20 protein-coding genes are annotated in these 24,120 nt (G+C 65.1%); 16 read left to right on the plus strand and 4 right to left on the minus strand.

Annotated features, from left to right (window positions below; all coding sequences use genetic code 11):
• The first annotated feature begins 38 nt into the window (after positions 1-38).
• The 7 genes from ACCQ16_RS03455 (at position 39) to gnd (ending at position 7,429) form a co-directional block, all read left to right on the plus strand.
• The gene (locus ACCQ16_RS03455; RefSeq protein WP_277573320.1) at positions 39-1,442 is read left to right on the plus strand and encodes a nicotinate phosphoribosyltransferase; all 1,404 of its coding nucleotides are present in this window, start codon (positions 39-41) and stop codon (positions 1,440-1,442) included.
• 22 nt (positions 1,443-1,464) lie between these two features.
• Positions 1,465-2,565, plus strand: coding sequence for a hypothetical protein (locus tag ACCQ16_RS03460; RefSeq protein ID WP_031420997.1), 1,101 nt, complete (start codon positions 1,465-1,467; stop codon positions 2,563-2,565).
• Positions 2,558-3,622 (plus strand): DNA methyltransferase, encoded by a 1,065-nt coding sequence (locus ACCQ16_RS03465; protein WP_277573321.1) that lies wholly within the window; start codon positions 2,558-2,560, stop codon positions 3,620-3,622. The genes ACCQ16_RS03460 and ACCQ16_RS03465 overlap by 8 nt, the downstream gene beginning before the upstream one ends.
• Positions 3,623-3,696: 74 nt before the next feature.
• On the plus strand, positions 3,697-4,455 hold the full coding sequence (locus tag ACCQ16_RS03470) for a DUF2242 domain-containing protein (RefSeq protein WP_372380208.1): 759 nt from the start codon (positions 3,697-3,699) through the stop codon (positions 4,453-4,455).
• A 124-nt stretch (positions 4,456-4,579) separates the two neighbouring features.
• Positions 4,580-4,960 (plus strand): glycine zipper 2TM domain-containing protein, encoded by a 381-nt coding sequence (locus ACCQ16_RS03475; RefSeq protein WP_008572108.1) that lies wholly within the window; start codon positions 4,580-4,582, stop codon positions 4,958-4,960.
• Between the two features lie 163 nt (positions 4,961-5,123).
• Positions 5,124-6,467 (plus strand): hypothetical protein, encoded by a 1,344-nt coding sequence (locus ACCQ16_RS03480; protein ID WP_372380344.1) that lies wholly within the window; start codon positions 5,124-5,126, stop codon positions 6,465-6,467.
• Between the two features lie 20 nt (positions 6,468-6,487).
• Positions 6,488-7,429 carry a phosphogluconate dehydrogenase (NAD(+)-dependent, decarboxylating) gene (gnd, locus tag ACCQ16_RS03485; RefSeq protein ID WP_011346352.1) on the plus strand — a complete coding sequence of 314 codons (942 nt, stop codon included), beginning with the start codon at positions 6,488-6,490 and terminating at the stop codon, positions 7,427-7,429.
• A 75-nt stretch (positions 7,430-7,504) separates the two neighbouring features.
• Here the strand turns inward: gnd and ACCQ16_RS03490 are convergent, their stop codons facing one another.
• Positions 7,505-8,560 (minus strand): oxidoreductase, encoded by a 1,056-nt coding sequence (locus tag ACCQ16_RS03490; protein ID WP_055026623.1) that lies wholly within the window; start codon positions 8,558-8,560, stop codon positions 7,505-7,507.
• A 150-nt stretch (positions 8,561-8,710) separates the two neighbouring features.
• Here ACCQ16_RS03490 and ACCQ16_RS03495 point away from each other — a divergent pair, with 150 nt between their 5' ends.
• The 5 genes from ACCQ16_RS03495 (at position 8,711) to folK (ending at position 13,726) form a co-directional block, all read left to right on the plus strand.
• The gene (locus ACCQ16_RS03495) at positions 8,711-9,082 is read left to right on the plus strand and encodes a BON domain-containing protein (RefSeq protein WP_008572114.1); all 372 of its coding nucleotides are present in this window, start codon (positions 8,711-8,713) and stop codon (positions 9,080-9,082) included.
• Between the two features lie 281 nt (positions 9,083-9,363).
• The gene (locus ACCQ16_RS03500; RefSeq protein WP_008572116.1) at positions 9,364-11,175 is read left to right on the plus strand and encodes a sensor histidine kinase; all 1,812 of its coding nucleotides are present in this window, start codon (positions 9,364-9,366) and stop codon (positions 11,173-11,175) included.
• Positions 11,172-11,612, plus strand: a complete 441-nt coding sequence (locus ACCQ16_RS03505; RefSeq protein WP_003482689.1) for a response regulator — start codon at positions 11,172-11,174, stop codon at positions 11,610-11,612. The genes ACCQ16_RS03500 and ACCQ16_RS03505 overlap by 4 nt, the downstream gene beginning before the upstream one ends.
• A gap of 3 nt (positions 11,613-11,615) precedes the next feature.
• On the plus strand, positions 11,616-13,118 hold the full coding sequence (locus tag ACCQ16_RS03510; protein ID WP_031421007.1) for a response regulator: 1,503 nt from the start codon (positions 11,616-11,618) through the stop codon (positions 13,116-13,118).
• A gap of 92 nt (positions 13,119-13,210) precedes the next feature.
• Positions 13,211-13,726 (plus strand): 2-amino-4-hydroxy-6-hydroxymethyldihydropteridine diphosphokinase, encoded by a 516-nt coding sequence (folK, locus tag ACCQ16_RS03515; RefSeq protein WP_057682128.1) that lies wholly within the window; start codon positions 13,211-13,213, stop codon positions 13,724-13,726.
• Positions 13,727-13,895: 169 nt separating this feature from the next.
• Here folK and ACCQ16_RS03520 read toward each other — a convergent pair whose 3' ends face one another.
• Positions 13,896-14,633, minus strand: a complete 738-nt coding sequence (locus ACCQ16_RS03520) for a pteridine reductase (protein ID WP_277573324.1) — start codon at positions 14,631-14,633, stop codon at positions 13,896-13,898.
• On the opposite strand from ACCQ16_RS03520, the gene ACCQ16_RS03525 reads away from it, so the two are divergent.
• Both ACCQ16_RS03525 and ACCQ16_RS03530 read left to right on the plus strand, forming a co-directional pair.
• A complete protein-coding gene (locus ACCQ16_RS03525) occupies positions 14,632-15,885 on the plus strand; it encodes a class I SAM-dependent methyltransferase (RefSeq protein ID WP_184420437.1) in 1,254 nt (417 codons plus the stop codon). The genes ACCQ16_RS03520 and ACCQ16_RS03525 overlap by 2 nt on opposite strands.
• Positions 15,873-16,292, plus strand: coding sequence for a VanZ family protein (locus ACCQ16_RS03530; RefSeq protein WP_218488928.1), 420 nt, complete (start codon positions 15,873-15,875; stop codon positions 16,290-16,292). Before ACCQ16_RS03525 ends, ACCQ16_RS03530 begins: the two co-directional genes overlap by 13 nt.
• A 251-nt stretch (positions 16,293-16,543) precedes the next feature.
• On the opposite strand, the gene ACCQ16_RS03535 is transcribed toward ACCQ16_RS03530, so the two are convergent.
• Together ACCQ16_RS03535 and ACCQ16_RS03540 are read right to left on the minus strand one after the other, a co-directional pair.
• A complete protein-coding gene (locus ACCQ16_RS03535; protein WP_372380209.1) occupies positions 16,544-18,589 on the minus strand; it encodes a TonB-dependent receptor in 2,046 nt (681 codons plus the stop codon).
• 277 nt (positions 18,590-18,866) lie between these two features.
• A complete protein-coding gene (locus ACCQ16_RS03540) occupies positions 18,867-19,727 on the minus strand; it encodes a 2OG-Fe(II) oxygenase (RefSeq protein ID WP_065627571.1) in 861 nt (286 codons plus the stop codon).
• Between the two features lie 185 nt (positions 19,728-19,912).
• Here ACCQ16_RS03540 and ACCQ16_RS03545 point away from each other — a divergent pair, with 185 nt between their 5' ends.
• A complete protein-coding gene (locus ACCQ16_RS03545; RefSeq protein WP_011346363.1) occupies positions 19,913-21,385 on the plus strand; it encodes a beta-helix domain-containing protein in 1,473 nt (490 codons plus the stop codon).
• A gap of 77 nt (positions 21,386-21,462) precedes the next feature.
• Positions 21,463-24,120: a TonB-dependent receptor domain-containing protein gene (locus ACCQ16_RS03550; RefSeq protein ID WP_277573326.1), complete on the plus strand. Its 2,658-nt coding sequence runs from the start codon at positions 21,463-21,465 to the stop codon at positions 24,118-24,120.

Genomic DNA, 24,120 nt, shown 5'->3' on the forward strand with positions numbered 1-24,120 from the left:
CAGACCGCCGGTTCATTCGACGCGAAGGAGCTTCCGTCATGCATTACCTCGATAACCTGCTGCTCAACACCGATAGCTACAAGGCCAGCCACTGGCTGCAATATCCGCCCGGCACCGACGCGTCGTTTTTCTATGTCGAATCACGCGGCGGACTTTACGAGCAGACCGTGTTCTTCGGCCTGCAGTCGATCCTGAAGGAAGCGATCAACCGGCCGGTGACGCACGCCGACATCGACGATGCAAAAGCGTTGCTGGCCGCGCATGGCGAGCCGTTCAACGAAGCCGGCTGGCGCGATATCGTCGACCGGCTTGGCGGTCAGTTGCCGATCCGCATCCGCGCGGTGCCCGAGGGCGCCGTGGTGCCAACGCACAACGTGTTGATGACCATCGAGTCCACCGACGCCAAGGCGTTCTGGGTGCCGTCGTATCTGGAAACCTTGTTGCTGCGCGTGTGGTACCCGGTGACGGTGGCCACGGTGAGCTGGCAGGTGAAGCAGATCGTGCGCGGCTACCTGGAGCGCACCAGCAACGATCCGGAAGGGCAGTTGCCTTTCAAGCTGCACGATTTTGGCGCGCGTGGCGTGTCCAGTCTTGGCTCGGCCGCGTTGGGCGGTGCCGCGCATCTGGTGAACTTTCTCGGCACCGACACCTTGTCGGCGTTGCTGCTGGCGCGTGCGCATTACCACACGCCGGTGGCCGGGTATTCGATTCCCGCTGCCGAGCACAGCACCATCACCAGCTGGGGCCGCGAGCGCGAGGTGGATGCGTATCGCAACATGCTGAGGCAGTTCGCGCGTCCGGGTTCGATCGTGGCGGTGGTGTCGGACAGCTACGACATCTACCGCGCCATTGCCGAGCATTGGGGTACCACCTTGCGCGAGGAAGTGATCGCCTCCGGCGCAACGGTGGTGATTCGTCCGGATTCGGGCGACCCGGTGGATGTGGTCGAGCAGTGCCTGCTGTTGCTGGACGAAGCGTTCGGCCATCAGGTCAATGGCAAGGGCTACAAGGTGCTCAACCATGTGCGGGTGATCCAGGGCGATGGCATCAATCCCACCTCGCTGCGCGCGATTTTGGAGCGCATCACCGCCGCCGGATACGCCGCCGACAATGTCGCCTTCGGTATGGGCGGTGCGTTGCTGCAGAAGGTGGACCGGGACACGCAGAAGTTTGCGTTGAAGTGCTCGGCGGTGCGCGTGGACGGGCAGTGGGTCGATGTCTACAAGGACCCGATCACCGACCAAGGCAAGCAGAGCAAGCGCGGCCGCCTGACCTTGCTGCGCAACCGCAACGATGGCAGCTACCGCAGCGCCTTGCTCGATGAGATGGACGCCTACCCCGACAGCGAAGACGCGCTGGTGACGGTGTGGGAAAACGGCGTGTCGCAACAGGAGTGGACGCTGGAGCAGGTGCGCGCGCGTGCCAACGCCGCACGTCGCTGACGCGCGGCGCGCAGGGTTCGCCATGCACGCTTCCATCGACGACATCTCCTTGTTGCCTGCTTCGGCGCTGTTGGCGCGCCTGCGCGCCGCAGCACCCCACCTGCAGCGGCGCGTGCCGCTGCAGGACGAGGCCAGCCGCTGGCATGCGCTGCGCATCGGCGCGCGCAGCTATCGCGCAGCGTTGCCGATCACCTTTACCCCGTATGCCTCGGTGCGGCCGTGTTCGGCGCGCTGCGGGTTCTGTTCGGAAAATCTGCGGCAGCACGGCGGCGGTCGTGCGGCAGCGACATTGCGACCCGGGCCTGCGTATTTCCAGCAGTTGAGCGCTGTCTTGCAGCTGCTGCGCGATGTGCCGTTGTCGTATTCGCTGTCCGGTCTGGAAATGACCGACGATGCAGCGTGGTTGCAGACCTTGCTGCAGACCCTGGCAACCACGCCCAACGGCCCGCGCGTCGAGCAGCGCGTGCTCTACAGCAATGGCGCCGGGCTGGCGCGTGCGCACGGTGCGCGCTTGATCGAGGCGCTGGTCGCGTTTGGGCTGTCGTGGGTCGAGCTGTCGCGTCACCATCGGTTGCAGGAGCGCAACGACGCGATCATGCGTTTCCGCCCCGACGAGCCGATCGCCGATGTGGCGACTTTTGTGCAGACGGCACGGCGGCTGGCAGCACGGCTGCCGCTGCGACTGGTCTGCATCGTGCAGCGCGGTGGCGTGGACAATGCCGACGCCATTGCGCAGTACATCGCGTGGGCACGCAGCTGCGGCGCCAGCCAGGTGATTTTTCGGGAATTGTCGCGGTTGGACGATGCCTATCGCAGCAACGGCACGCTGCGCTACATCGGCGAGCACCGCGTGGGCGTGGACACACTGCTGGAGGAGTGCATGCAGCAGCCCTGGTGGTCGCGCTGGCAACCCGATGGCCTGACCGAAGGCTATTACTTCTGGAATGTGCGGCTGCGCGATCAGACGGGCTTGCAGATGGTCTTCGAAAGCGCCGACTACGCCGCGATGCATGCGCGCCACGCGACCGGCGATCTGTACAAGCTGGTGTTCTTCGCCAACGGCCGTCTCTGTGCGGGCTGGGATCCGGATGCCGATGTGCTGTGGGAGCCCACCGATGGATGAGTTCGATCGGCGCAGCTGGTGGATGCCGGCCCCGGACGAGGCCGCTTGGGCGCTGCCCGACGATCTGCGCGCGGTCGACCCGCTGAGCGGGCGCGATTGTGGCTGGGTCAATCAGATGCGCCCGTTTGTGCGCCATTTCAGCCGGCCGGGCGAGCAGGTGTTCGACCCGTTCTGCGGCTTTGGCAGCACCTTGCTGGCGGCCGCGCTGGAAGGCCGCAACGCGCATGGCATGGAAATCGATGCGGCACGTGCGCAGTTGGCACGAACGCGTCTGGCGCGGCATGCGGTGGCGGCGCCGGTGGTGGTCGGCAGCCTGGCCGATATCGCGCCTGCGGCCCCGATCGACCTGTGTCTGACCAACGTGCCGTATTTCGGCTGCCACTGGCATGGCGACGTGCTGCCCGGGCAGCTTTATGCGAGCAGCGATTACGCCAGCTATCTGACCGGCATGCGCGCGGTCTTCCATGCGCTGCGCAAGCAGATGCGGCCGGACGGCGTGGGCGTGGCGATGGTGCAGAACGTGGTGGTCGGCGGCCGCGTGATTCCGCAGGCCTGGGATCTGGGCCGCATCCTGGCCAGCCTGTTCACCCTGCGCGAAGAGCGGGTGCTGTGCTATCGGCGTCCGGCCGCAACGCTGGCGCATGCCAAGACACAGAGCGATCGCAGCCACGAATACGCACTGATTTTTCAGCGTTGTCGTGCCCGGCTGGATCTGCAGCAGGCTGCGCAATTGCTGCAGGCGGTGCAGGCACAGGGCCTGCCGGTCGTGGTGCATGGCAGCTACGCGCGCTGGCTGGCGTCGCCGACCTCGGTGCCCGAAGGCCCGGCCGATCTGGACCTGATGCTGCGTGGCGAACAAGCGCTGTGGGACCGCCTCACCCTCTGGCTGCAGCAGCAGGGCTTCGCGTTGAGCCTGTGGGGCGAACCGTGCCGGGCGCCGGTGGCACTGGCGGTGGTGCGTGCGCACCACTACCTGCGTGCCGAGCGCATCGGCGCCGATGGCCGCCGCCTGCAGGTAGACCTGCAATTGCCAGTGGATGAACCGCCGTTGCCCTGACCCGGCAGCGCGACGCCGCGCGCACACGGGTTGCCGCTATGCTCTGTGCCGGTTTTGGATGCCGGAATCTCCCTATGTCTTGTTCTTCCCTGATCGCGCGCGGCGCACTGCTTGGCGCGCTGGCAACCCTGGCTGGCTGCGGCGGCAGCAAGGGCGACACGATGCTGATGCACGAGTCGTTCAATTCCGATGACACCTATTCGCGCAGCGTGGCGGCCAGTTCGCCGCAAGCCTGCGAGGCGGCGCGGCGTGTGCTGTTGAGTCAGGGCTACGCCGTCACGCGCGCAGATGCCGCCGCGGTGGAAGGCAGCAAGAACTTTCAGCTCAAGGAAGCAGACCAGAGCGAACAACTCAATCTGCGCATTTCCTGCGCCAGCCAGGACGGCGACAAGGCGCAGGTGTTCGTCAGTGCGTTGCAGGACCGTTACGCACTGAAAAAGAGCTCCACCTCGGCCAGCGTGGGCGTCGGCGTGCTGGGCTCGTTATCGTTGCCGGTCGGCAGCAGCGGCGATTCGCTGGTGCGCGTATCCAGCACCACGGTGCAGGATGCGGCTTTCTACAAGCGCTTTTTCGAACGCCTGAATTCGTATCTTCCCAAGGTCACCGAAGCGGCACCTGCTGCGGTGAGTGCACCGCCTGCGCCTGCAGCCACACCAGCGCCGGCAGCTGCGGCTCCGGCCGCGCCTGCCGCAACCACCACGACGTCGGCAGCTCCTGCTGCGGCTCCTACCACGGTTGCACAGCCTCCGGTTGCGCCATTGCCCGTCGAAGCGCAAGACCCCCCACCGGCACCGGCGAAGGTGCCGCAAACCGAGCCTGCCACGCAGCCGTGACGGCGCGGTTCACGCTCCGCTCCAAAGCCTGAATAGCGACTGCGCGCTTCACGTTGTGTTCTCGACCCAGCGGCCAGAGTGCGCCCATGCCTCGCCGAGCGAGCGAGAAACGTGGAGAACAACGATGAAAATGCGCACCTCCCTGCTGGGTATGTCCCTGATCGGCCTGATGGCGACGAGCACTTTCGCACAGGCTCAAAACTACGCGCATCAGCAGCGCTATACGGAAGCGGACGAAGGTCGCAGGTTCAATGACGGCACCCGCGTGCGCTGCCGCAATGTCGAAGTGCAAAAGAACTCGACCGACCCGAACCGCATCGGCGGTACGCTGGCCGGCGCTGCAATCGGTGGCCTGTTGGGCAACCAGGTTGGCGGCGGTAACGGCAAGAAGCTGGCGACCGTGGCAGGTGCCGTGGCGGGTGGCGCGGCAGGCCGCACCATTCAGGGCAATCGCCAGCAGGCCAACGGCAATCGCCAAGTTGAGCGCGTCTGCGAACGTCGCTGAAGTTCGGTGCGGCGATTGGTCTAAGTTGAGTCCTGCAAGCCCCGGCCATGCCGGGGCTTGCTACGTTTGAGGGTGGCGTCGTGCCGACGATTCATTGCGTATGCCATCGATGAGTGTTGTCCACGCGCATGGCAGTTCGTCATCGCGCGCACCATCGGCGCCGATGCCGCCGCGGTATGCGCGCCTGCGCCGGCTTGCTGCGCTGGCATGTGCAAGCGGTTTGCTGGCGGGGCAACTGCTGCAGGTCGCCGATGCTGCACCGAGCCAGACCGCACGTGCTGCCAGCGCAGCGTGCCTGGAAGCGCTGCTGCGACGGCTGGGCTGGACCATCCAACGCGCCGCAGTGAGCGAACCGGTACTAAAGCGTGGTGAACCGTGTACGCGCGGCACGCTTGCGCAGGCGCAGGCCTCCGGCGATCTGCACCTGACGCTTCCAGCCGATTGGAACACGCACCAGCGCGGCGCAGCGCTCACCGCTGTGCTGGACGATGCAGCCACGCACTGCGCCTACGCGTTCGAACTCGGTGCAGCCACCCGCCGCGCGGTCACGCAATTGCAGAACAACCCGCGCTACCGCTTCTCGGCGCTGCAGCTGGGTTGGGTCGGATTCGGCTGGCGTGGCGCAGCGGCGCAGGGCTGGAGCGGTTTTCGCAGTTTCGGTCGCGGATATCAGCCGCGCGGCAGCAATGCGCGGGCGCTGGATGCGTTCTACCGCGGCCAGGTGCGTTCCGAGTGCGGCGTGGGCCGACAAGTGGCTCAGCTCGCCACCCAGCGCGAATTGTTCGGCGATGCCGGGTTCGATGACGTATTTACGCCTGGCGAATTGTCGATCGGCACGTTCCTGACCTTGCACGACACCGACAGCATCCTGCTCGGTGCGCATGCCGGCGACTTCTTTGCCGACGGCAAGGCAGTGAAAACCTCACAGCTCGGGCGGCAGGCGTTCGTGGGCGCACCAGGCTTCATCGCGCATGTGTTCGATAAGTCCTATCTGGATGACATCCACAATCAGGCCGAGAATTTCGTGGTGGTGGATGTCAGCGATGCAGCCGCGCAGGCGCTGGCGCAGCACGGTGGCTTTGCCTACTACGACGCGCGCAACCGGCAGATCTGGGAGCTGGCCAAACAGTTGCGCGGGCCAGGCAAGCGCCGCTTCGAGCGCCTGCTTTACGAGCGTGATGCAGCCCTGCGCGCCACGCTCGACCCGCAGCAGCAGACCCAGCTGCAGCAGTTGCAGGCGCTGCTGGACGACCCGTTCTACCAAGGCTTTTGGGTTTATGTGCACCCCAAGGGCACCAAGCCGATGGGCTACCACGTGGCACGCCTGCTCGACCGTAACCCGCGCACGCCGTATGCCATCGACCTGACCTTGCACAATCTGCGCACCACCTTGTACTGGCGATGGATCGACTGGCAGCTGCAGCAGTGCAGCGCCGCCACCGTCGCGGAACAATCCATTGAGAATTCCGCCACGCCAGCGTACGCCGAGCGTGGCACCCTGCACTGATCAGGTCATGAGGAGCGATTATGGAACTGGGTATGGTGGGACTGGGCCGCATGGGCGCCAACATGGCCGAGCGCCTGGTCAATGGTGGGCATCGCGTGCATGGCTACGATCCGGGCGCGAACGCGCGCACCAGCGCGCAAGCCAAGGGCATCGTCACCGCCGATGCGCTGGCGGCGCTGGTGTCCGCATTGCCGAGCCCGCGCGTGGTGTGGCTGATGGTCCCGGCCGGCAAGATCGTCGATGACACGCTGGCGCAGCTGCTGCCCCTGCTGCAGGCCGGCGACATCGTCATCGATGGCGGCAATTCGTACTACAAGGATTCGCAGCGGCGCGCGGCGTTGCTGCAGGACAGTGGCATTGCATTTGTCGATTGCGGCACCAGCGGCGGCATCTGGGGTCTGCAGGAAGGCTACAGCTTGATGGTGGGTGGCGACGAAGCGGCGGTGACGGCCTTGCATCCGATCCTGGCAACGCTCGCGCCGGCGCCGGACAAGGGCTGGGGGCGGGTTGGCCCGAGCGGTGCAGGCCACTTCACCAAGATGGTCCACAACGGCATCGAATACGGAATGATGCAGGCCTATGCGGAAGGCTTCGCGCTGATGCAGCACAAGGCCGACTTTGCGCTGGATCTGCACCAGGTTGCCGAAATCTGGCGCGATGGCAGCGTGGTGCGTTCGTGGTTGCTGGACCTGACGGCCGATGCGTTGACGCATAACCCGACCATGGCCGGCATCGCGCCGTTCGTGGCCGATTCGGGCGAGGGCCGCTGGACGGTTGCCGAAGCGATCGATCTGGAAGTCTCGGCACCGGTCATCACGTTGTCGCTGATGGAACGACTGCGCTCGCGCGACAAGGATTCGTTTACCGACAAACTGCTCGCAGCGATGCGCAACCAATTCGGCGGCCACGCGGTGATGACCACCACCCCGGCAGCGCCGACCATCGGTAGCAAGGACGCGTAAGGACTTGGATGCAACCACGGTGCGCGCCGGGACTACGGCGCGCGCTGTTGGAAGTGCAAAACCGTTGCAGCGTGATCAGCCGCGCGCGGCATCCAGCCACTGCACTCGGCCGTCCGCAGCGCTGCGTTGCGCAAGGTCCACCAACCGCATCAGTTGCACCGCATCGCTGCTGCTGACCGGCGCTGTGCCGGTGCCTGCCAGCGCGTCGCGAAAGGCGGCGTAGTACTGCCGATAGTCGCCCGGCAGGTTGTCGGGCTGATGGGTGTGGACGCGGCCTTCGTCATCGACGCGGGTGAGCGTGCCCGGTAACGGGTCCACGCCCCAGCCGACCGTACCGGGGCGACGGCCGGCGCGCAGCTGGTCTTCCTGCGTATCCAGGCCGTGCTTGAGATAACTGCCGCGCGTGCCATGCACGGCGAAGCGCAGGCGGCCATCGGCCACCAGCGACCCCGCGTGCAGAATCACGCGCAGCCGAGGGTAGTGCAGGGTGACGTGGAAATAATCCACGCTGCGCGCCTGGTCGCGCTGACGTTGCAGATCCGCTCCAATGCCCTGCGGCATACCGAACAACTGCATTGCCTGATCGAGCAGATGCGGGCCCAGGTCGTACCACAGTCCGGCACCGGGGCTGTCGCTCTCGCGCCAACGGTCGCGCACCTGCGGGCGATAGCGGTCGAAGTGCGAATGAAATTCCACCACCTCGCCCAGCTGGCCTTCTTCGATCAGCCGGCGCACGGTGAGAAAGTCCGCATCCCAGCGGCGATTCTGGAACACGCTGATGATGCATCCCGCCGCATCGGCGGCATCGACCATCTGCTGCGCTTGCGCCGCATCCAATGCAAATGGCTTGTCCACCAGCACATGCTTGCCGGCGGCCAGGGCCTTCAGCGCGAAGGGTGCGTGGGTGTGGTTCGGGGTGGCCAGCACCACGGCATCCAGTGCCGGATCGGCCAGCGCACTGTCCAGATCGGCCACCACGGTGACGCCGGGAAAGTCGGCCTGTGGCTGTTGCGGCTTGGACGACACCACGCTGTGCAACTGCAGGCCGGGGGTGCTTGCGATCAGCGGTGCATGAAAGGTGCGGCCGACATAGCCATAGCCGACGACGGCCAGATTGAACAGTTTAGGCATTGAAAACGGTTCATCGCAACGACGGAGGGAGCCCGCATGGTATTGCACCTGCCCGTGTGCGCAGGGTTCACAACCTCTGCATGCAACGGTCACGTCTGCTCGACGAGCGCCACCGCAAGCTGCGCCCACATTCAACAGGAGGTGCTTGGTATGAAGAACATGACGCATGCACGCAAGCTGCTGGCTCTGTCGCTGTCGCTCGGTCTGACCCTCGGCGCGTCGCAGGCATTTGCGGCACCGCAGGAACATGCCGACCACAAGGACCACGCTGCCGGCATGAACGAGTCCAAGAAGCCGGTCACCGACACCTGGATCACCACCAAGGTCAAGGCCGACCTGCTGGCGACCGACAATGTCTCGGGTACCGACGTGAAGGTCGAGACCAAGAACGGCATCGTGACCCTGACCGGCGCGGTTGCCACCCAGGCCGAGCATGACAAGGCCGTTGCCGTTGCCAAGGGCATCGAGGGCGTCAAGAGCGTCAAGTCGACCGGCCTGAAGGTCACCGCTGCGAAGAAGTAAGCGCAGCTGCTGCGAATGCCGGGCCGCCGAGGCGAGGCGGCGACCCGAGCACCAGGCGCACTCCACGGAGTGCGCCTTTTTTGTTTTTGATGAACCGGCCGGCAAGCCGACAGCTGGCAGGGCGCTCGCGCCATTTTCACGCATGCTGCACGTATGCTATGCCCATTCAGCTATGTCACAGACTGACCTGATTTCTCTGAATCATTAATCTGGCAAGCTGCGTGATCGGAGACAATGCCGGTCAGCCCTTGGCCCTGCAGCGAGTGCAATTCGGTCCAGCAATGCAAACAACGGTCCAAGCAGACAAGTGGGATCGCTGGCGCCTGCCTCTGTTGGCGGCCGCCGTGTTCCTGATTGTGGTGGTGCCCTCCTTGTTGCTGCAGCAGATGGCCCGCAACGCCAACCAGGCCGCGTCCTGGGTGTCGCATAGCCAGGAAGTGCAGGAGACCGCGCAGCGCCTGGAGGCGGCGATGCGCGATACCGAATCGGCGGCGCTGATGCGCTCGCATGGCGTGGAGCGCGAGGCGCTGAACGAGCGTATGCGCCGCGGCCGGCGCGAATCGCTGGCCGCCGTGCAGCGACTGATCGAACTGACCAAGGACAACCCCGCCCAGCAAGTACGCATGGGGCGCATCCAGAGCACCATCGAACGGCGTCTGCTGTTGGCCGAGCGCATTGCGGTGACCACTGCGCCGGAGCAGATACGCGCGCTGATCAACGACATGACCCTGAACAACCCGATCCGTGTGCTGATCGACGACCTGCAGAGCGCCGAAGGCCGGTTGCTGGCGCTGCGCAATGCGCGCGCCGCAACCGAGCGCATGCATTACGCGGTGCTGAGCTGGGCGGCGCTGGCGGTGCAGTTGCTGTTGCTGGGCACGGTGACCTGGCTGCTGCAGCGGCAGATCCGCCGCCGGCTGGCGGCCGAGCAGGAATACCTGCGCGCCAACGGGCGCGCCAGCTCGGTGCTGCAAACCGTGCGCGAGCCGATCGTGCTGCTGGATGCCAGCCAGCGCATCGTGCTGCATAACCCGGCCTTCGCCGACCTGTATGGCCTGGAAGAGCGCGGCAACGAATTGATGCCGCTGGAAGAGGTGGGCGATGGCGTCTGGCGCGATGCGCAGATCCATCAACGGCTGGCGGACGTGTTGTTGCGTGGACGCGAGTTGTGGGATTTCGAACACGAGCAGCGCGCCGCCGACGGCGTGCTGCGCACCATGTTGATCAATGCACGCCGCATGCCGCTGCCCGACAGCACAGACGAAGACGTGGTGCTGATGACGGTGAGCGACATCAGCCTGCAGAAGGCCGCGCAGTTGCGTATCCAGGAGCTCAACCGGCAGATGGAAGGCAAGGTGGAGCAGGTCTCGGAAGTCAATCGCGAGCTGGAAGCCTTCAGCTACTCGGTCTCGCACGATCTGCGCGCACCGCTGCGGCACGTGGCCGGGTTCTCCGACAAGCTGGCGCGCCATCTGGGCGATGCGGCCGACGAGAAGTCGCGCCATTACATGGAGGTGATCAGCAGCTCGGCGCGGCGCATGGCCTCGCTGATCGACGATCTGCTGGTGTATTCGCGCCTGGGCCGCGGTGCGCTGCGCCTGCAGGCGGTGGACATGCAATCGCTGGTGGCCGAAACGCGTGCGATCCTGGATTCCAACGTGCAGAGCGAGAACACCGGCCACCGGGTGGAATGGCATATCGCGCCGCTGCCGGTGCTGGTTGCCGACGAAAACATGATGCGCCAGCTGTGGATGAACCTGCTCGGCAATGCGGTCAAGTACAGCGCCAAGCGCGAGGTGGCCAAAATCGAGGTCAGCTATACGCCGATGTCCGACGGCGGCCACCAGTTCAGCGTGCGCGACAACGGCGCCGGTTTCGATATGGAATACAGCGGAAAATTGTTCGGTGTGTTCCAACGTTTGCACAAGGCCAGCGAATACGCTGGTACCGGCATCGGCCTGGCCAGCGTGCGGCGCGTGTTGACGCGTCACGGCGGCCGGGTGTGGGCCGAAGGCGTCGTCGACGAGGGCGCCACGTTTTATTTCGTGTTACCTCCTGCGCTTGAAGCGCCCAACCAAGAGTTCATTGCATGACCGCCATCCGTACCATTCTTCTGGCAGAAGACAGCCCGGCCGATGCGGAGATGGCGGTCGACGCCTTGCGCGAAGCCCGCCTTGCCAATCCCATCGTGCACGTCGAAGACGGCGTGGAAGCCATGGACTACCTGTTGCGCCGTGGCATGTTCGCCGACCGCGAGGAAGGCCTGCCGGCCGTGCTGCTGCTGGACATCAAGATGCCGCGCCTGGACGGGCTGGAAGTGCTCAAGCAGGTGCGCAGCGACGAAACGCTCAAGCGCCTGCCGGTGGTGATCCTGTCGTCCTCGCGCGAAGAAAGCGATCTGGCCCGCAGCTGGGACCTGGGCGTGAATGCCTATGTGGTCAAGCCGGTGGACGTGGATCAGTTCTTCAACGCAGTCAAGACGCTCGGTACCTTCTGGGCGGTCATCAACCAGGCACCGGAGCTGGACTGAACCATGCCGCATGAGGGGGGCAACCTGGAGCAGCTGAAGATCCTTCTGGTGGAAGATTCACCGGAAGACGCCGAGCTGTTGTCCGATCAGTTGCTCGAGGCCGGACTGGATGCGGCATTCGAGCGCGTGGACAGCGAGCCGTCGCTGCGCGCCGCGCTGGATGACTTCCAGCCGGACATCGTGCTGTCGGACCTGAGCATGCCGGGCTTTTCCGGCCACCAGGCGCTGCGCCTGGTGCGCCAGAACGGCGCCACGCCCTTCATCTTCGTCTCCGGCACCATGGGTGAGGAGACCGCGGTCAAGGCGCTGCAGGATGGTGCCAACGACTACATCATCAAGCACAACCCGACGCGCTTGCCGAGCGCGGTGATCCGCGCGATCCGCGAAGCACGCGCGGATCTGGAACGTCAGCGTGTGGAAAGCGAACTGATGCGCGCGCAGCGCCTGGAAAGCCTGGCGATGCTGGCGGCCGGTCTGAGCCACGACCTGCGCAATATCCTGCAACCGTTGTTGATCGTGCCTGACCTGCTGGCCGGGCGCACCGACGACCCGCAGCTGCGTCAGCTGGCCAACGTGGTGGCCGAATGCGGCCGGCGCGGGCATGAGATGGCCGAGTCGATGCTGTCGTTCGTGCGTGGTTCCAACAAGCCACGCGAGCAGGTGTCCATCGCCAACCTGTTCCAGGCCGTGCAGATGCTGCTCAAGAGCAGCCTGCCCGATGGGGTACACCTGCAGATGGACACCATCGCTGCGGATCTGACCATCGAGGCCAACTACACCGAATTGCAGCAATGCCTGCTCAACCTTGGCTTGAACGCGATCCAGGCGATGCCCGAGGGCGGCAGACTGATCCTGGCAGCCGATCGCTACGATGCCTCGCGCGTGCGCATGAGCGTGGCCGACACCGGCGTGGGCATGAGCGATGAAACCCGCGCGCGCCTGTTCAGTCCTTTCTTCACCACCAAGGCCGATGGCACCGGGTTGGGACTGATTTCGTGCAAGCGCATCATCGAAAGCTATGGTGGCAGCATCGTGGTCGATAGCCGGCTGGGCGAAGGGACGCGCTTTGACATGATCGTGCCGATGCGTGCGGTGTCGGCGGCGGTGACCGAAGCCGAACTGCCGCTTCCGCTTGGCCATGGGCAGCGCATTTTGCTGGTGGATGGCGAGGCAACGCGCCTATCGCTGCTGGGCAATGCGCTCTCCAGCCAGGGCTATCAGCCGCAGCTGGCCAGCGATGGCGCCGCGGCGCTGCAGCTGGTGCAGCAGCACGCGATGCCGGACCTGGTGATCATCGACAGCGACATCATCCTGCTCTCGGCCGTGAGCGTGCTGCTGAGCATGCAGGAGCTGGGGTACCAGGGCCCGGCGATCGTGCTGGAAGATGTCGGTGCGCCGTTGCAGCGTGCGCATTTCCCGTCGGATCTGCCGGTGCATGTGCTGCGCAAGCCGCTGGAAATGCGCCGGGTGTTCCGCGCCGTTTCGCATGCGCTGGAAGTGGCCTGACACCACGTCTGCGCACACCCGGCGCATGCGTCGATGGGTGCAACGCGATTGCAACAGTTGACGTCCGTGCCGGCCGCATGCGCGAATAACGTATGACCACCGTGCTTCTCAGCCTCGGCAGCAACGTCCAGCCGACCCACTACCTGCGCCTGGCTGTCGCCGCCCTGCGCGCACGCTTTGGCCAGATCGTCGTGTCACCCGCGTACCGCACGCCTGCGGTGGGCTTCGAAGGGCCGGACTTCGTCAACAACGCGGTGGTCTTGCAGACCGATCTGGAGCTGGACGCGCTGGATCACTGGCTGCATGCACTGGAAGATGCGCATGGGCGCGATCGCAGCGGCCCGCGTTTCAGCGACCGCACCCTGGATCTGGACGTGGTGTTCTTTGGCGACCGTATCGTCGAAGGCCCCGGGCATCTGCGCATCCCGCGGCCCGAGCTCAAGCACGCATTCGTGCTCAAACCGCTGGCCGACATCGCGCCGGACTTCGTCGACCCGCTGAGCGGGCAGACGTTGGCAGCCCTGTGGCATGCGCACCCGCAGTACGGCAGCGCGTTTGCCACGGTGGAGCTGGATGCGGCTGCGCCGCAGTTGAGCGTCACGCAATAGTGCTGTTCTGGCAGCACGGTTGAGCGCGGCCGAGCACGCGCGCACGTAGCGCACGGACGTGTGCAACCGTCCGGCAATGCCGCACGCGGCGAGGTGGCAACCGGGCGCACGTGCATGACACGGGGGGCGTCCCTTTGCAGCGAAAGTGCGCAGGCCCCGGAAGCGTCGTTCAACTGAGCTGGCGGCCGCCATCGACGTGCAGGGTATGGCCGGTGACGAAGCTGGCCTCGTCCAGCAACCAGCGCACCGCTTCGGCAATTTCCTCCGGCGTGCCGATGCGCGCCAGCGGCGTACGCGCGAGCAACGCCTGCTTGGCATCGGCGGACTTGCCTTCTTCCGGCCACAGGATGGCGCCAGGCGCGACCGCGTTGACACGCACGTGCGGCGCCAGTTCCAGCGCCAGCGAACGGGTCAGCATTTCCAGCGCGCTCTTGGAGGCGCCGTACAGCGGGTGGTTGCGCATCGGCGCCTGCGCGTGCAGATCGGTGAGGTTGACGATGGCCCCGCGGCGCTGGCGCAACTGTGCGGCGGCCGCTTGCGCGATGAAGAACGGCGCGCGTGCATTGACCGCAAACAACTCGTCCCATTGCGCTGCAGTGGCCTCGCCAATGGCGGTGGAGTAGAACGCCGAGGCGTTGTTGACCACCCCATCCAGGCGACCAAACGCGGCGACGCAGTCGGCCACCAACTGCGCAGGTGCGTCGGGCAACCGCAGATCGGCGTGCAAGGCCTGTGCGCTGCCGGCACGCTGGGCGCACAGTTCGGCCACGCGAGCGTCCAGCACCTCGGCGGAACGGTGTGCGTGCAGTGCAACGCGGTAGCCGGCAGCGTGCAGCGTGGCGGCGATCTGCGCGCCGATGCGGCGGGCGGCACCGGTGATCAACACCACCTTGGAACTGTCTGTCATGGCGTACTCGCTCGGCGTTGCGGAGGGCTCGGCTATCCTGTGCATTGTCCCCGCAACCGGTGCCCGCATGCACGCCGACCTTCCCACACCCGATCCGGACGCGCTGGCCCACAGCGACCGGCTGGCTGCGCATGTGCGCGCCGAAATCCAGGCCGCCGGCGGTGCGATCCCGTTCTCGCGCTTCATGGAGCTGGCGCTGTATGCGCCTGGCCTGGGCTATTACAGCGCCGGCGCCAGCAAGTTCGGCGAGGCCGGCGATTTCGTCACTGCCCCGGAATTGGGGCCGTTGTTTGCGGCCACCGTCTCCGGCGCGTTGGCGCCGGTATTGCAACAGCTCGGTCCGCAGGCGCGAGTGCTGGAAGTGGGCGGCGGCAGCGGCGCGTTTGCCGAAGTCACGCTCAAGCGGCTGCTGGAACTGGACGCGTTGCCCGAGCGCTACGCGATCCTGGAGCCCAGCGCCGACCTGCGCGAACGTCAACGCGAGCGGTTGGGGCGCAGCCTGATTCCGCCGGTGTTCGATCTGGTGGAATGGCTGGATGCGCCGTTCCCGGACGATTGGGATGGCGTGCTGTTTGCCAACGAAGTCATCGACGCCTTGCCCACGCCGCGTTTCGCACTGCGCGATGGGCAGGTGTATGAAGAAACCGTGGTGCTGGATGCCCAGCAGCACTTCGCGCGCGGCGAGCAACCGGCCGATGCGTTGCTGAGCGCGGCCGTGCGTCACCTGGAGCGTTATCTGGAGCAGCCGTTCGCCGATGGCTATCGCTCCGAGTTGCTGCCGCAGTTGCCGTACTGGATCCAGGCGGTAGCCGGCGGTTTGAAGCGTGGCGCGATGTTGTTCGTCGACTACGGTTACCCGCGCGGCGAGTTCTATCGTGCGCAGCGCGAGGACGGCACGTTGCGCGCGTTTTACCGGCATCGCATGCACGAAGATCTCTACCGTTGGCCGGGCCTGCAGGATCTGACCGCATCGGTGGACTTCACCGCGTTGGCCGAGGCAGGCACCGGCGCAGGTTTCGAGTTGGCCGGGTATTGCACGCAAGCAAGCTTCCTGCTCGGCAATGGGCTGGACGCATTGTTGGCGCAGGCCGATCCGCGCACCGATGAAGTGGGGCGCATGCGTCTGCGTGAACAGATCAAGCGGCTGACGCTGCCCAGCGAGATGGGCGAGCGCTTCCAGGTGATGGGCTTCTCGCGCGATGTCGATTTTGCCCCGGCATTCCTGTCCGGCGATCTCACATGGCGGTTGTGAGTTCGGCACTCCGGCCGTTTCACCGGCCGCGGTTGTGGGTGGGCGTGTGGATCGCCGCAATCGTCGTGGTCATTGCCGTGTGCCTGGGGCCGCCGCCGGAGTTTCCGGAGTTGCCGTCCAACAGCGACAAGGCCGAGCACTTCATCACGTTCGCGTTGTTGTGCTGGGGAGCGGTGCAGTTGTTTGCGACCCGGCGCGCGCTGGCGTTCGCTGCGTTCGGATTGGTGTTGCTGGGCATCGGCATCGAAATCGCGCAAGGCGCGCTGACCACCAATCGCAGCGCCGACCCGTACGATGCATTGGCCGATACCTTGGGCATTCTCGCCGGGCTCTGTCTGGCATGGACGCCGTTGCGATGTGTGATGTTGCGGATCGATCGGCGCCTGTTTGGACAGCGGCGACGGTGACTGAACGATGCTCGGCAGGCCAGGCGCCTGCCCGCTGCCGTAAACGGAGCCAGGCGGCGACGCGATCCTGATCAACCTGGCAGCGTATATCCGCAGCGATCTGAAGCATCGTACGCCAGGACCGCTTGCGCCAAGCAGCGTGCCGAAGCCGCGGCGGGGCGCCAGGTGCCGGCTTGGCGATGACGGCTTGTGCAGCCGCTACGCTGCATCGCGGACCCGTGGTTCGCACCTCGCCACCGCTGCCGCGGCCGTTACAGCTTCATTCTCAGCCCGAGATACAGCTGCCGTCCGGCCGCTGGCGAGAACATGGGCTGTGCCTGTGCCCAGAAGAAGCTGTCGTACCACACGTAGGCATACTCGCGACCGGTGGCATTGCGGACCTGCACGTCCACGCTCCAGTTCGGGTTGATCGTATAGCGCGCGGTGAGGTCGAGCGTTGCAAAGCCGCCGTACTTGCCCGCCACGTTGCGCTCTTCGAGGTAGTAGTTGCCCTGGGCGCGTCCCTGCAGGCCCAGTTGCAACGCCTCTGTCGCGCGGTAATCCACGCCGATGTTGCTGATGTAGCGGGGCGTGGCGATGACTTCGTTGCCTTGCAGCGAAAGCGGGGCGACGCGGTCGTCGCGGGTGATCTTGGCTTCCTGGTAGGCATGCGATGCCCAGAGCGTCCAGCGATCGCCCAGCTGTGCGCTGATCTGCGCATCCACGCCGCGGCGACGCGTCTTGCCCAAGGTGACGGTGGTGCCGGTGGCCGGCATGTTCGACACCTCGTTTTCCGCATCCTGTTGCCAGACGGCGATACGCGCCTGGCTGCCTGCAAATGGGCTGAATTTCATACCCACCTCGACGCCGGTGTTGGTGGAAGGGCGGATGCCGGCTTGCCCCGGGGTGAGATAGGCCGGGGCGGTGGAGCCGGTCAACACCTGGAAGGTACGGCCCCAGTTGGCGTACACGTTGATGCTGGGCGTCAGGGCGTACATCACGCTGAGTTTGGGTTGCCCGATACTGCCGTAACGCTGCAGCGGTGCGCGCACCGCACCCGGTAGCTGTGTGTCGCCGTCGAAGCGGTCCACGCGATAGGCCGGCACCAGCTTCAGGGCCTCGACCGGCTGATAGATGGCCTGTACGTAGGCGCCCCAATTGTCGAAGGTATAGCGGTCGTCGTTCTGGATGCGCGCTGGCACTGCGGCAAAGTCGGTGGGCTCGGCATAGTTGAAGCGTTCGCGCCGGTACGCATTGTCCTGATGTTCGTAGTTGATGCCGCCTTCCAAGGTCAGCAGGTCGTTGGCGCGCCAGGTCAGGGTGTTGAGCATGCCCACCTGCGTTTCGTTCCAGCGCCGACGCTGGCGCGGGGCATTGCCGGTGGGCAGGTCGCTGAAGGTCACCCGGCGGTCGTCCTCGTAGCGGTTGTAGTAAAGCTTGCTGCCCAGGAACAGGGTATCGGTCAGTTTCAGGTCCAGATGCACGCCGAGCTGCTGCATGTCGCGGTCGTCGCCATCGTTGCGGTTGCGGCGGTCCGAGTTGCGACGATCCTCCTGCAACTCTGCTGCGGTCATGAAGCCCGGCTCGTCGGCCTGGGTGCGGTACGCGCGTGCCGTCAGGCCGATGCGCATGCCGTCGTCGAGACTGCCGTAGAACCATTTGCCGCCCAGCACATGCTTGCTGGAGCGATCGTGCGCACGATAGCCATTCGATGCCTGTGCGCCGATGAAGTAGTTCTGCGCGAATCCGTCGCGTTCGCGCCCTATCGCGATCTGCGCATCGCGGCTGGCGTAACTGCCGTAGGCCACGCGGGCATCGGTGTAACTGCCGCCCTGGCGGGTGCCGAAGTTGATGTTGCCGCCGATGTTGTGCAGCCCATAGCGCGGATCGTTGGTGCCACGCACCACCTCGATGTAGCTGATCTCCAGCGGAAACAGCATGTCGATGAAGCGCTGATTGCCGCTGTTGACGTTGCTGGGAATACCGTCGATCAAGGTCTTGATCGCATTGAGATAGCCCTCGCCGTTGAAGGCGCGGAAGCTGACCTTGCCCGATTCGGCGCCCTGGCGGGTTTCGGTCAACTGGATACCCGGCATCTGCCCGAGCAGTTCCCAGCTATAGGACACGTTCTTGTCCTCGATCTGGTCGGCGCCCAGGACATCCACCGACGTCAGCACCTGATGCGCACTGAGCTGGCCTTCGTGATGCTGGTGGACGTCGACCTTGCCGAGCGTCAGCGCCGAATCGGAGGACTGCGCGCGTGCGTCGGCAGCAAACAACAGAGCGGCGACAGTCGCCACGAGGGGATGGATCTTCATGAAGCGGGCAATACCTGCGGGCCAATGGAATCGTGTCAGTAATGACATGTTATAACATATTCTGACAAATTCAATTCGCGTCGCGCTGCTGCCGCCTTTGGGGACGATCAGCAAGTGATCGTGTTGCAACGCCTGATGGGCCGCTTGCGTGTCGGCGATGCGCCGCTCGCAGCGTGGGGAACTGCCAACAGCCACAGCACTGCAGGCGATGCAGGTGCCGTGTCGCTCCGCGCTGGCGGCGGACGGGGTCGATCCCGCCGGCGCGTTGTTGCGGTGCTTATCCGGGCATGCGCACTGCGCGCTCGCGCAGCCACTTGGTGGCTACCCACTTGTCGCCGGCCAATACCGGCGCACCGGCGTGCAGGCTGCGTGTCATCGGGTGCGGGCGGTCGTAGCTGAAAAACACTGCATTGCCCTTGACCGCAGCGACATCCAGATGCGCATCAGGAAAACGCGTCGCACCGCCGCGTTCTGGCGTGTTGAGGTACATCACAAGCGAGGCGACGCGTTGCCCGCCGGCCTGCACCAACACCGGGGTGCCGGCTGCGTCCGGATCGAAGTAATCGTAATGCGGCCGGTATTCCGCACCGGTGGCGTAGCGCAGCACCTGCAACCCTTCGCCGTGATCGACCGGCCAGTCGAGCAGGCGCGCGATGCGCGCTTCGATACGTTGACACAGCGCATCCTGGCCAAGGCGCAGGCACATGCTGTCGCTGGTGCGCGCGGCATGCACCACGTGCTCTCCGTTTGCATTGTCCACGGTGCGCGAGCGCGCCAGATGCGGCTGGGCCAAGGCGATCAATGCATCGCATTCCTCGTCGGAAAGAAAGCCGCCGAGTACCACCACGCGCGGCAGCAACAGGCTGACCAACACGCGCACATCGCGGTCGCCCAACGCAAGCAGCGAGGCATCGGCGTCTTGTTGCAACGCGGGCACGCGCACCGGCATCGGCAAGCCGTTCGCTTGCGCGTGTTGCCGGATGTGGGCACGGACCAGTGCCTCGACCGCATCGATGGCGTCCTGTTCGTTCCAGCCCTGATCCAGTAGCGGCTGTAGCGCTTGCTCGGGCGGATGGCCGGCCACGGCCTGCGCCACGATCCAGTCGGCCAGCGGGGTCGGGATATCGGTGTGTGTCATCGCTCTACAGTGCATGTCGGCATGTGGCATTCGTATGTCAATTGTGTCGTGGTAAGACAAATGAAACAGATGCCCTCTATAAAAGTGACGGGGATCTTGAACGTGCTCGCCACTGCAGTGCGCGGAACGCCACCAATTCTTGACGACTCCTCTTCATACCGACCTTTGACCTGGAGATCAGCCGCATGGCCGTTCGCAACAGCAGCAAGACACTTCTCATGACCTTTGGTACCGCACTGGCGCTGTCGGCCTGTGGTGGCGGAGCCGACCGTGTCGCCTCGCCAGGTGAAGGCGCATTCCCGCCGGCACCGGCCCCCACACCGACGCCGGCGCCCACGCCTGCACCAACGCCGGCACCCGCACCGAGCGGCCCGGCCGCCGATTGCCCGAGCGGTTTTTCCAACGTCGGCACCATCGCCAACAACACGCTACGCGCCTGCCAGTTGCCGGAAACCATCAATGGCAACCTGGTGGTGCCGGCGCGCGCGGGCACCGTTTACTCGATCAGCGGCCGCGTCAATGTCGGCACCGACCGCGGCGGCAACGCCACCGCACCGGCCGCCGGCAGCACGCAGGGTGTCTTGACCATCGAGCCGGGCGTGACCCTGTTCGGGTCGGCCGGTAGCGACTACATCGTGGTCAATCGCGGTTCGCAGATCTTTGCCGAAGGCAGTGCGACTGCGCCGATCGTCTTCACCGCACGTCAGGCGCTGGAGAGCACGGTCAGTGCCAATACCATCGGCCTGTGGGGCGGCATCGTGGTGCTGGGGCGCGCGGCGATCAACAACTGCCCGGGCACCACGGTGTCGGGGACGCCGGAATGTCAGGCGCAGGTCGAGGGGACCAACGCGTTCTATGGCGGCAACAACGCTACCGACAACAGCGGGTCGATGCGCTACCTGCGCGTGATGTATTCGGGCTTCGAAATTTCGCCCAACAACGAATTGCAGGGCATCACCCTGGCGGGCGTGGGAAGCGGCACCAAGCTGGATTATGTGCAGATCCACAACAGCTCCGACGACGGCATCGAATGGTTCGGCGGGACGGTCAACGGCAGCCACCTGGTCATCACCGGTGCCGACGACGATTCGCTGGATACCGATGCTGGCTGGAGCGGTGCACTGCAGTTCGGCATCGTGGTGCAGCGCGCCGGTGGTGGCGACCGCATGAACGAGTGGAGCAGCCTGCGTCGCCAGCCGTATTCGCGCCCGAAAGTGGCCAACTTCACCTACGTGGGCAACGCGCGCGCCGGTGCGGCGATCATGCTCAACCAGGGCACCCAGGCCGCGTTCTACAACTCGGTGGTCACCCGCCCAGCCGGCGGCACCGGTGATGGCCTGGTGTGCTTCAACCTGGCCGATACCGACACGCTCGGCACCTTCAACTCGGTGTTCTTCGCCTGCCCGACGGCCTTCGGCAGCGACGCGCGTGCGGCCAGCCAGTTCGCAGCCGGCACCAACAATGTCGCCAACGGCGTGTCCACCTTGCAGAACACCTTCGTCAATGGCGCCAATGAATCGGCAGTACCGGCGTTCCAGGGCCTGAACGGGGTGAGCAGCTTCTTCCAGCAGGTGAACTACATCGGTGGCGTGCGCGATGCCAACGATACGTGGTGGCAGGGCTGGACCTGCGGGCTGACCGCCGACCGTCCCTGCTGAGGCATGGCATCGCACGGCGGCCATCGGTCGCCGTGCGATGCGTCCAGCTTCATCTTTCTGTTGCCAGGGCTCCCACGATGCGAACTTCTGCTGTTGCCCGTCTCTCGCGGACGGGCCTGTCTCTTTCCATTTCCACCTTGCTGATGTCCGGCGCCGCCATGGCGCAGTCGACCACCAGCGACGCCGATGCCGGCAGCAGTACGTCCAGCGCGGCCAGTACCAGTGTGCCCAAGCAGCTCGACCAGGTCGTGGTGCGTGGCGAGTACATTCCCGAGCCGATGCTGCAAACCTCCGAAGTGGCCTCGTTCGTGACGCGCGAAGACATGGAGCGCACCGGCGACAGCAGCGCCGCGGTGGCGCTGACGCGTGTCACCGGGCTGAGCCTGTCGCGCGGCAAGTATGTGTATGTGCGCGGTCTGGGCGAGCGCTATTCGTCTGCGTTGTTCAACGGTTCGCCGCTGCCCAGCCCAGAGCCGATGCAGCGCGTGGTGCCGCTGGACCTGTTCCCCAGCGATGTGCTGGCCAGCGTGACCGTGCAAAAGACCTATTCGGCCGATTATCCGGGCGAATTCGGCGGCGGTGTGATCGATCTGCAATCGATGGAGATCCCCGACAAGCCGTTCCTGTCGTTGACCGTGGGTGGCGGCGCCAACAGCGTCAGCACCGGCGAAAAAGGCCTGACCTATTACGGCTCAGACGATGACGAGTGGGGCGTTGATGATGGCACCCGCAAGCAGCCTGCCGCCTTGCGCGATGCGATCAGGACCGGTCGTCGGGTCGACCTGGGCAGCTTTTCGCGCGAGGACATCCGTCGCATTGGGCGCAGCTTGAACGATGCCAACCTGTATGTGCTGCAGGAAAAGGACAGCATCGCTCCGGACGTCAATGTCGGCGGCAGCGCCGGCTACAGCATGGATGTGGGCGAGGCCAAGCTGGGCATCATCGCGGTGGCCAGCTACGACAACGAATGGCGCACGCGCACCGGCAAGCAGCAGGACGGCATCTTCGTCGGCGACAGCGTCGAGTTCAATTCCAACTACGACTTCGCCACCACCCGCAACAACGTGCGCAGCAACGGCATGCTGGGGCTAGGGTGGGAATATGGCCGGCATACCATCGGCTGGACCACGCTCTACGTGCACGACACCTTGAAGGTGGCGCGCAGCCGCGCCGGTCGCGACGAACTGGCAGGTTTCGACGTGCGCGACGACAACACCGAGTGGTACGCGCGGCAGTTGATCAACAACCAACTGCGCGGCACGCACGCCTTCGGCGAATACGACGACCTGAAGATCGAATGGCGCGCGGCAGTGGCCAACGCCAGCCGCGATGTGCCTTACGAAACCGGGATTCGTTACGAGCGGCTGGACGGCTACTGGGCGCACGATGCCTCACGCGTGCAGAACTACACGCGTTTCAGCAAGGTCGACGACAAGGTGGCCAGCGGTGGCGTGGATGTCACCTGGCGCTTGCCGATGGAGCACGACCTCACCGTCAAGGGCGGGCTGGCCTATCTGGACAACGACCGCAGCGCGTGGAGCCGCGAATTCCGTTTCCTGGCGCTGGACGGGCCGCTGCCGTTCCTGAACCAGTACCAGCGCGTGGATTATCTGTTCTCCGATTACAACCTCAGCAACGATCTGCTGCGTCTGCGCGAAACCACCGGTAGTTTCGGTGCGGCTGCCTACGACGCGAACTTGAAGGTCAAGGCGGCGTATCTGCAGGCAGAGGGCGAGATCATGCCGACGCTGCGCGCCACGGCGGGCGTGCGTTACGAAGACGCCACCCAGGCGGTGCATCCGTACGACATCTTCAGCGGCACGCGCCAGGACGGTGTGGCACCGTTGCACAACAGCTATGCGCTGCCGTCGGCCACGGTCACCTGGAATTTTGCCGAGAACCAGCAGCTGCGCTTTGGCGCTTCCAAGACCATCGCACGCCCGCAGTTTCGCGAAATGGCGCCACAGCAGTATCTGGACCCGGACATCGACCGCCAGTTCTTCGGCAACCCGTTTTTGGTCGACAGCGAGCTGGTCAATCTGGACGCACGCTACGAATGGTTCTTCGAACCGGGCCAATACGTCACCGTCGGCGCGTTCTACAAGAACATCGACAAGCCGATCGAAGCCATCGTCAACGACGCCCCCGGCGGCGGCATCGTGCAGAGCTTCATCAATGCGCCCAAGGCGACGCTGTACGGCGTGGAGCTGGAGGCCAAGAAGTATCTGGAGTTGCCGATCGCTGCCGACTGGTGGGGCGACAAACGCATGTTCGTGTCCGGCAATTACACCCGAACCACGTCCGAGGTTAGTGCCAGCGATGGCGATACGGTGCAGCCGTTCGGCTTCAGCGCACCGGTGCAGGCGACCTTGTTCATCCGCGATGGTTCGGCATTGCAAGGCCAGTCCGATGACATCGCCAACCTGCAGATCGGGGTGGAAAGCGAGCGCACGCTCAGCCAGGCGACGTTGATCGCCAACTACGTGGGCAAGCGGGTGTCCGCGCGTGGTCGCCCCGGGCAGCCGGATTACATCGACAAGCCGGGCACCTCGCTGGATCTGGTGATCAAGCAGGGCCTGACGTGGTCCGGCGAGACGGTGTCGGTGAATTTTGCCGCGCGTAACCTGCTCAAGACCAAGTACCAGGAGTACCAGAAGGTAGGGAGCAACCGGGTGGACCTGTACACCTACCAGCCTGGCATCAGCTATGACATCAGTGTGACAGCGCGCTTCTGA

It is taken from the genome of Xanthomonas sp. NCPPB 1062 (assembly GCF_041481705.2).
Lineage (GTDB): Bacteria > Pseudomonadota > Gammaproteobacteria > Xanthomonadales > Xanthomonadaceae > Xanthomonas > Xanthomonas euvesicatoria.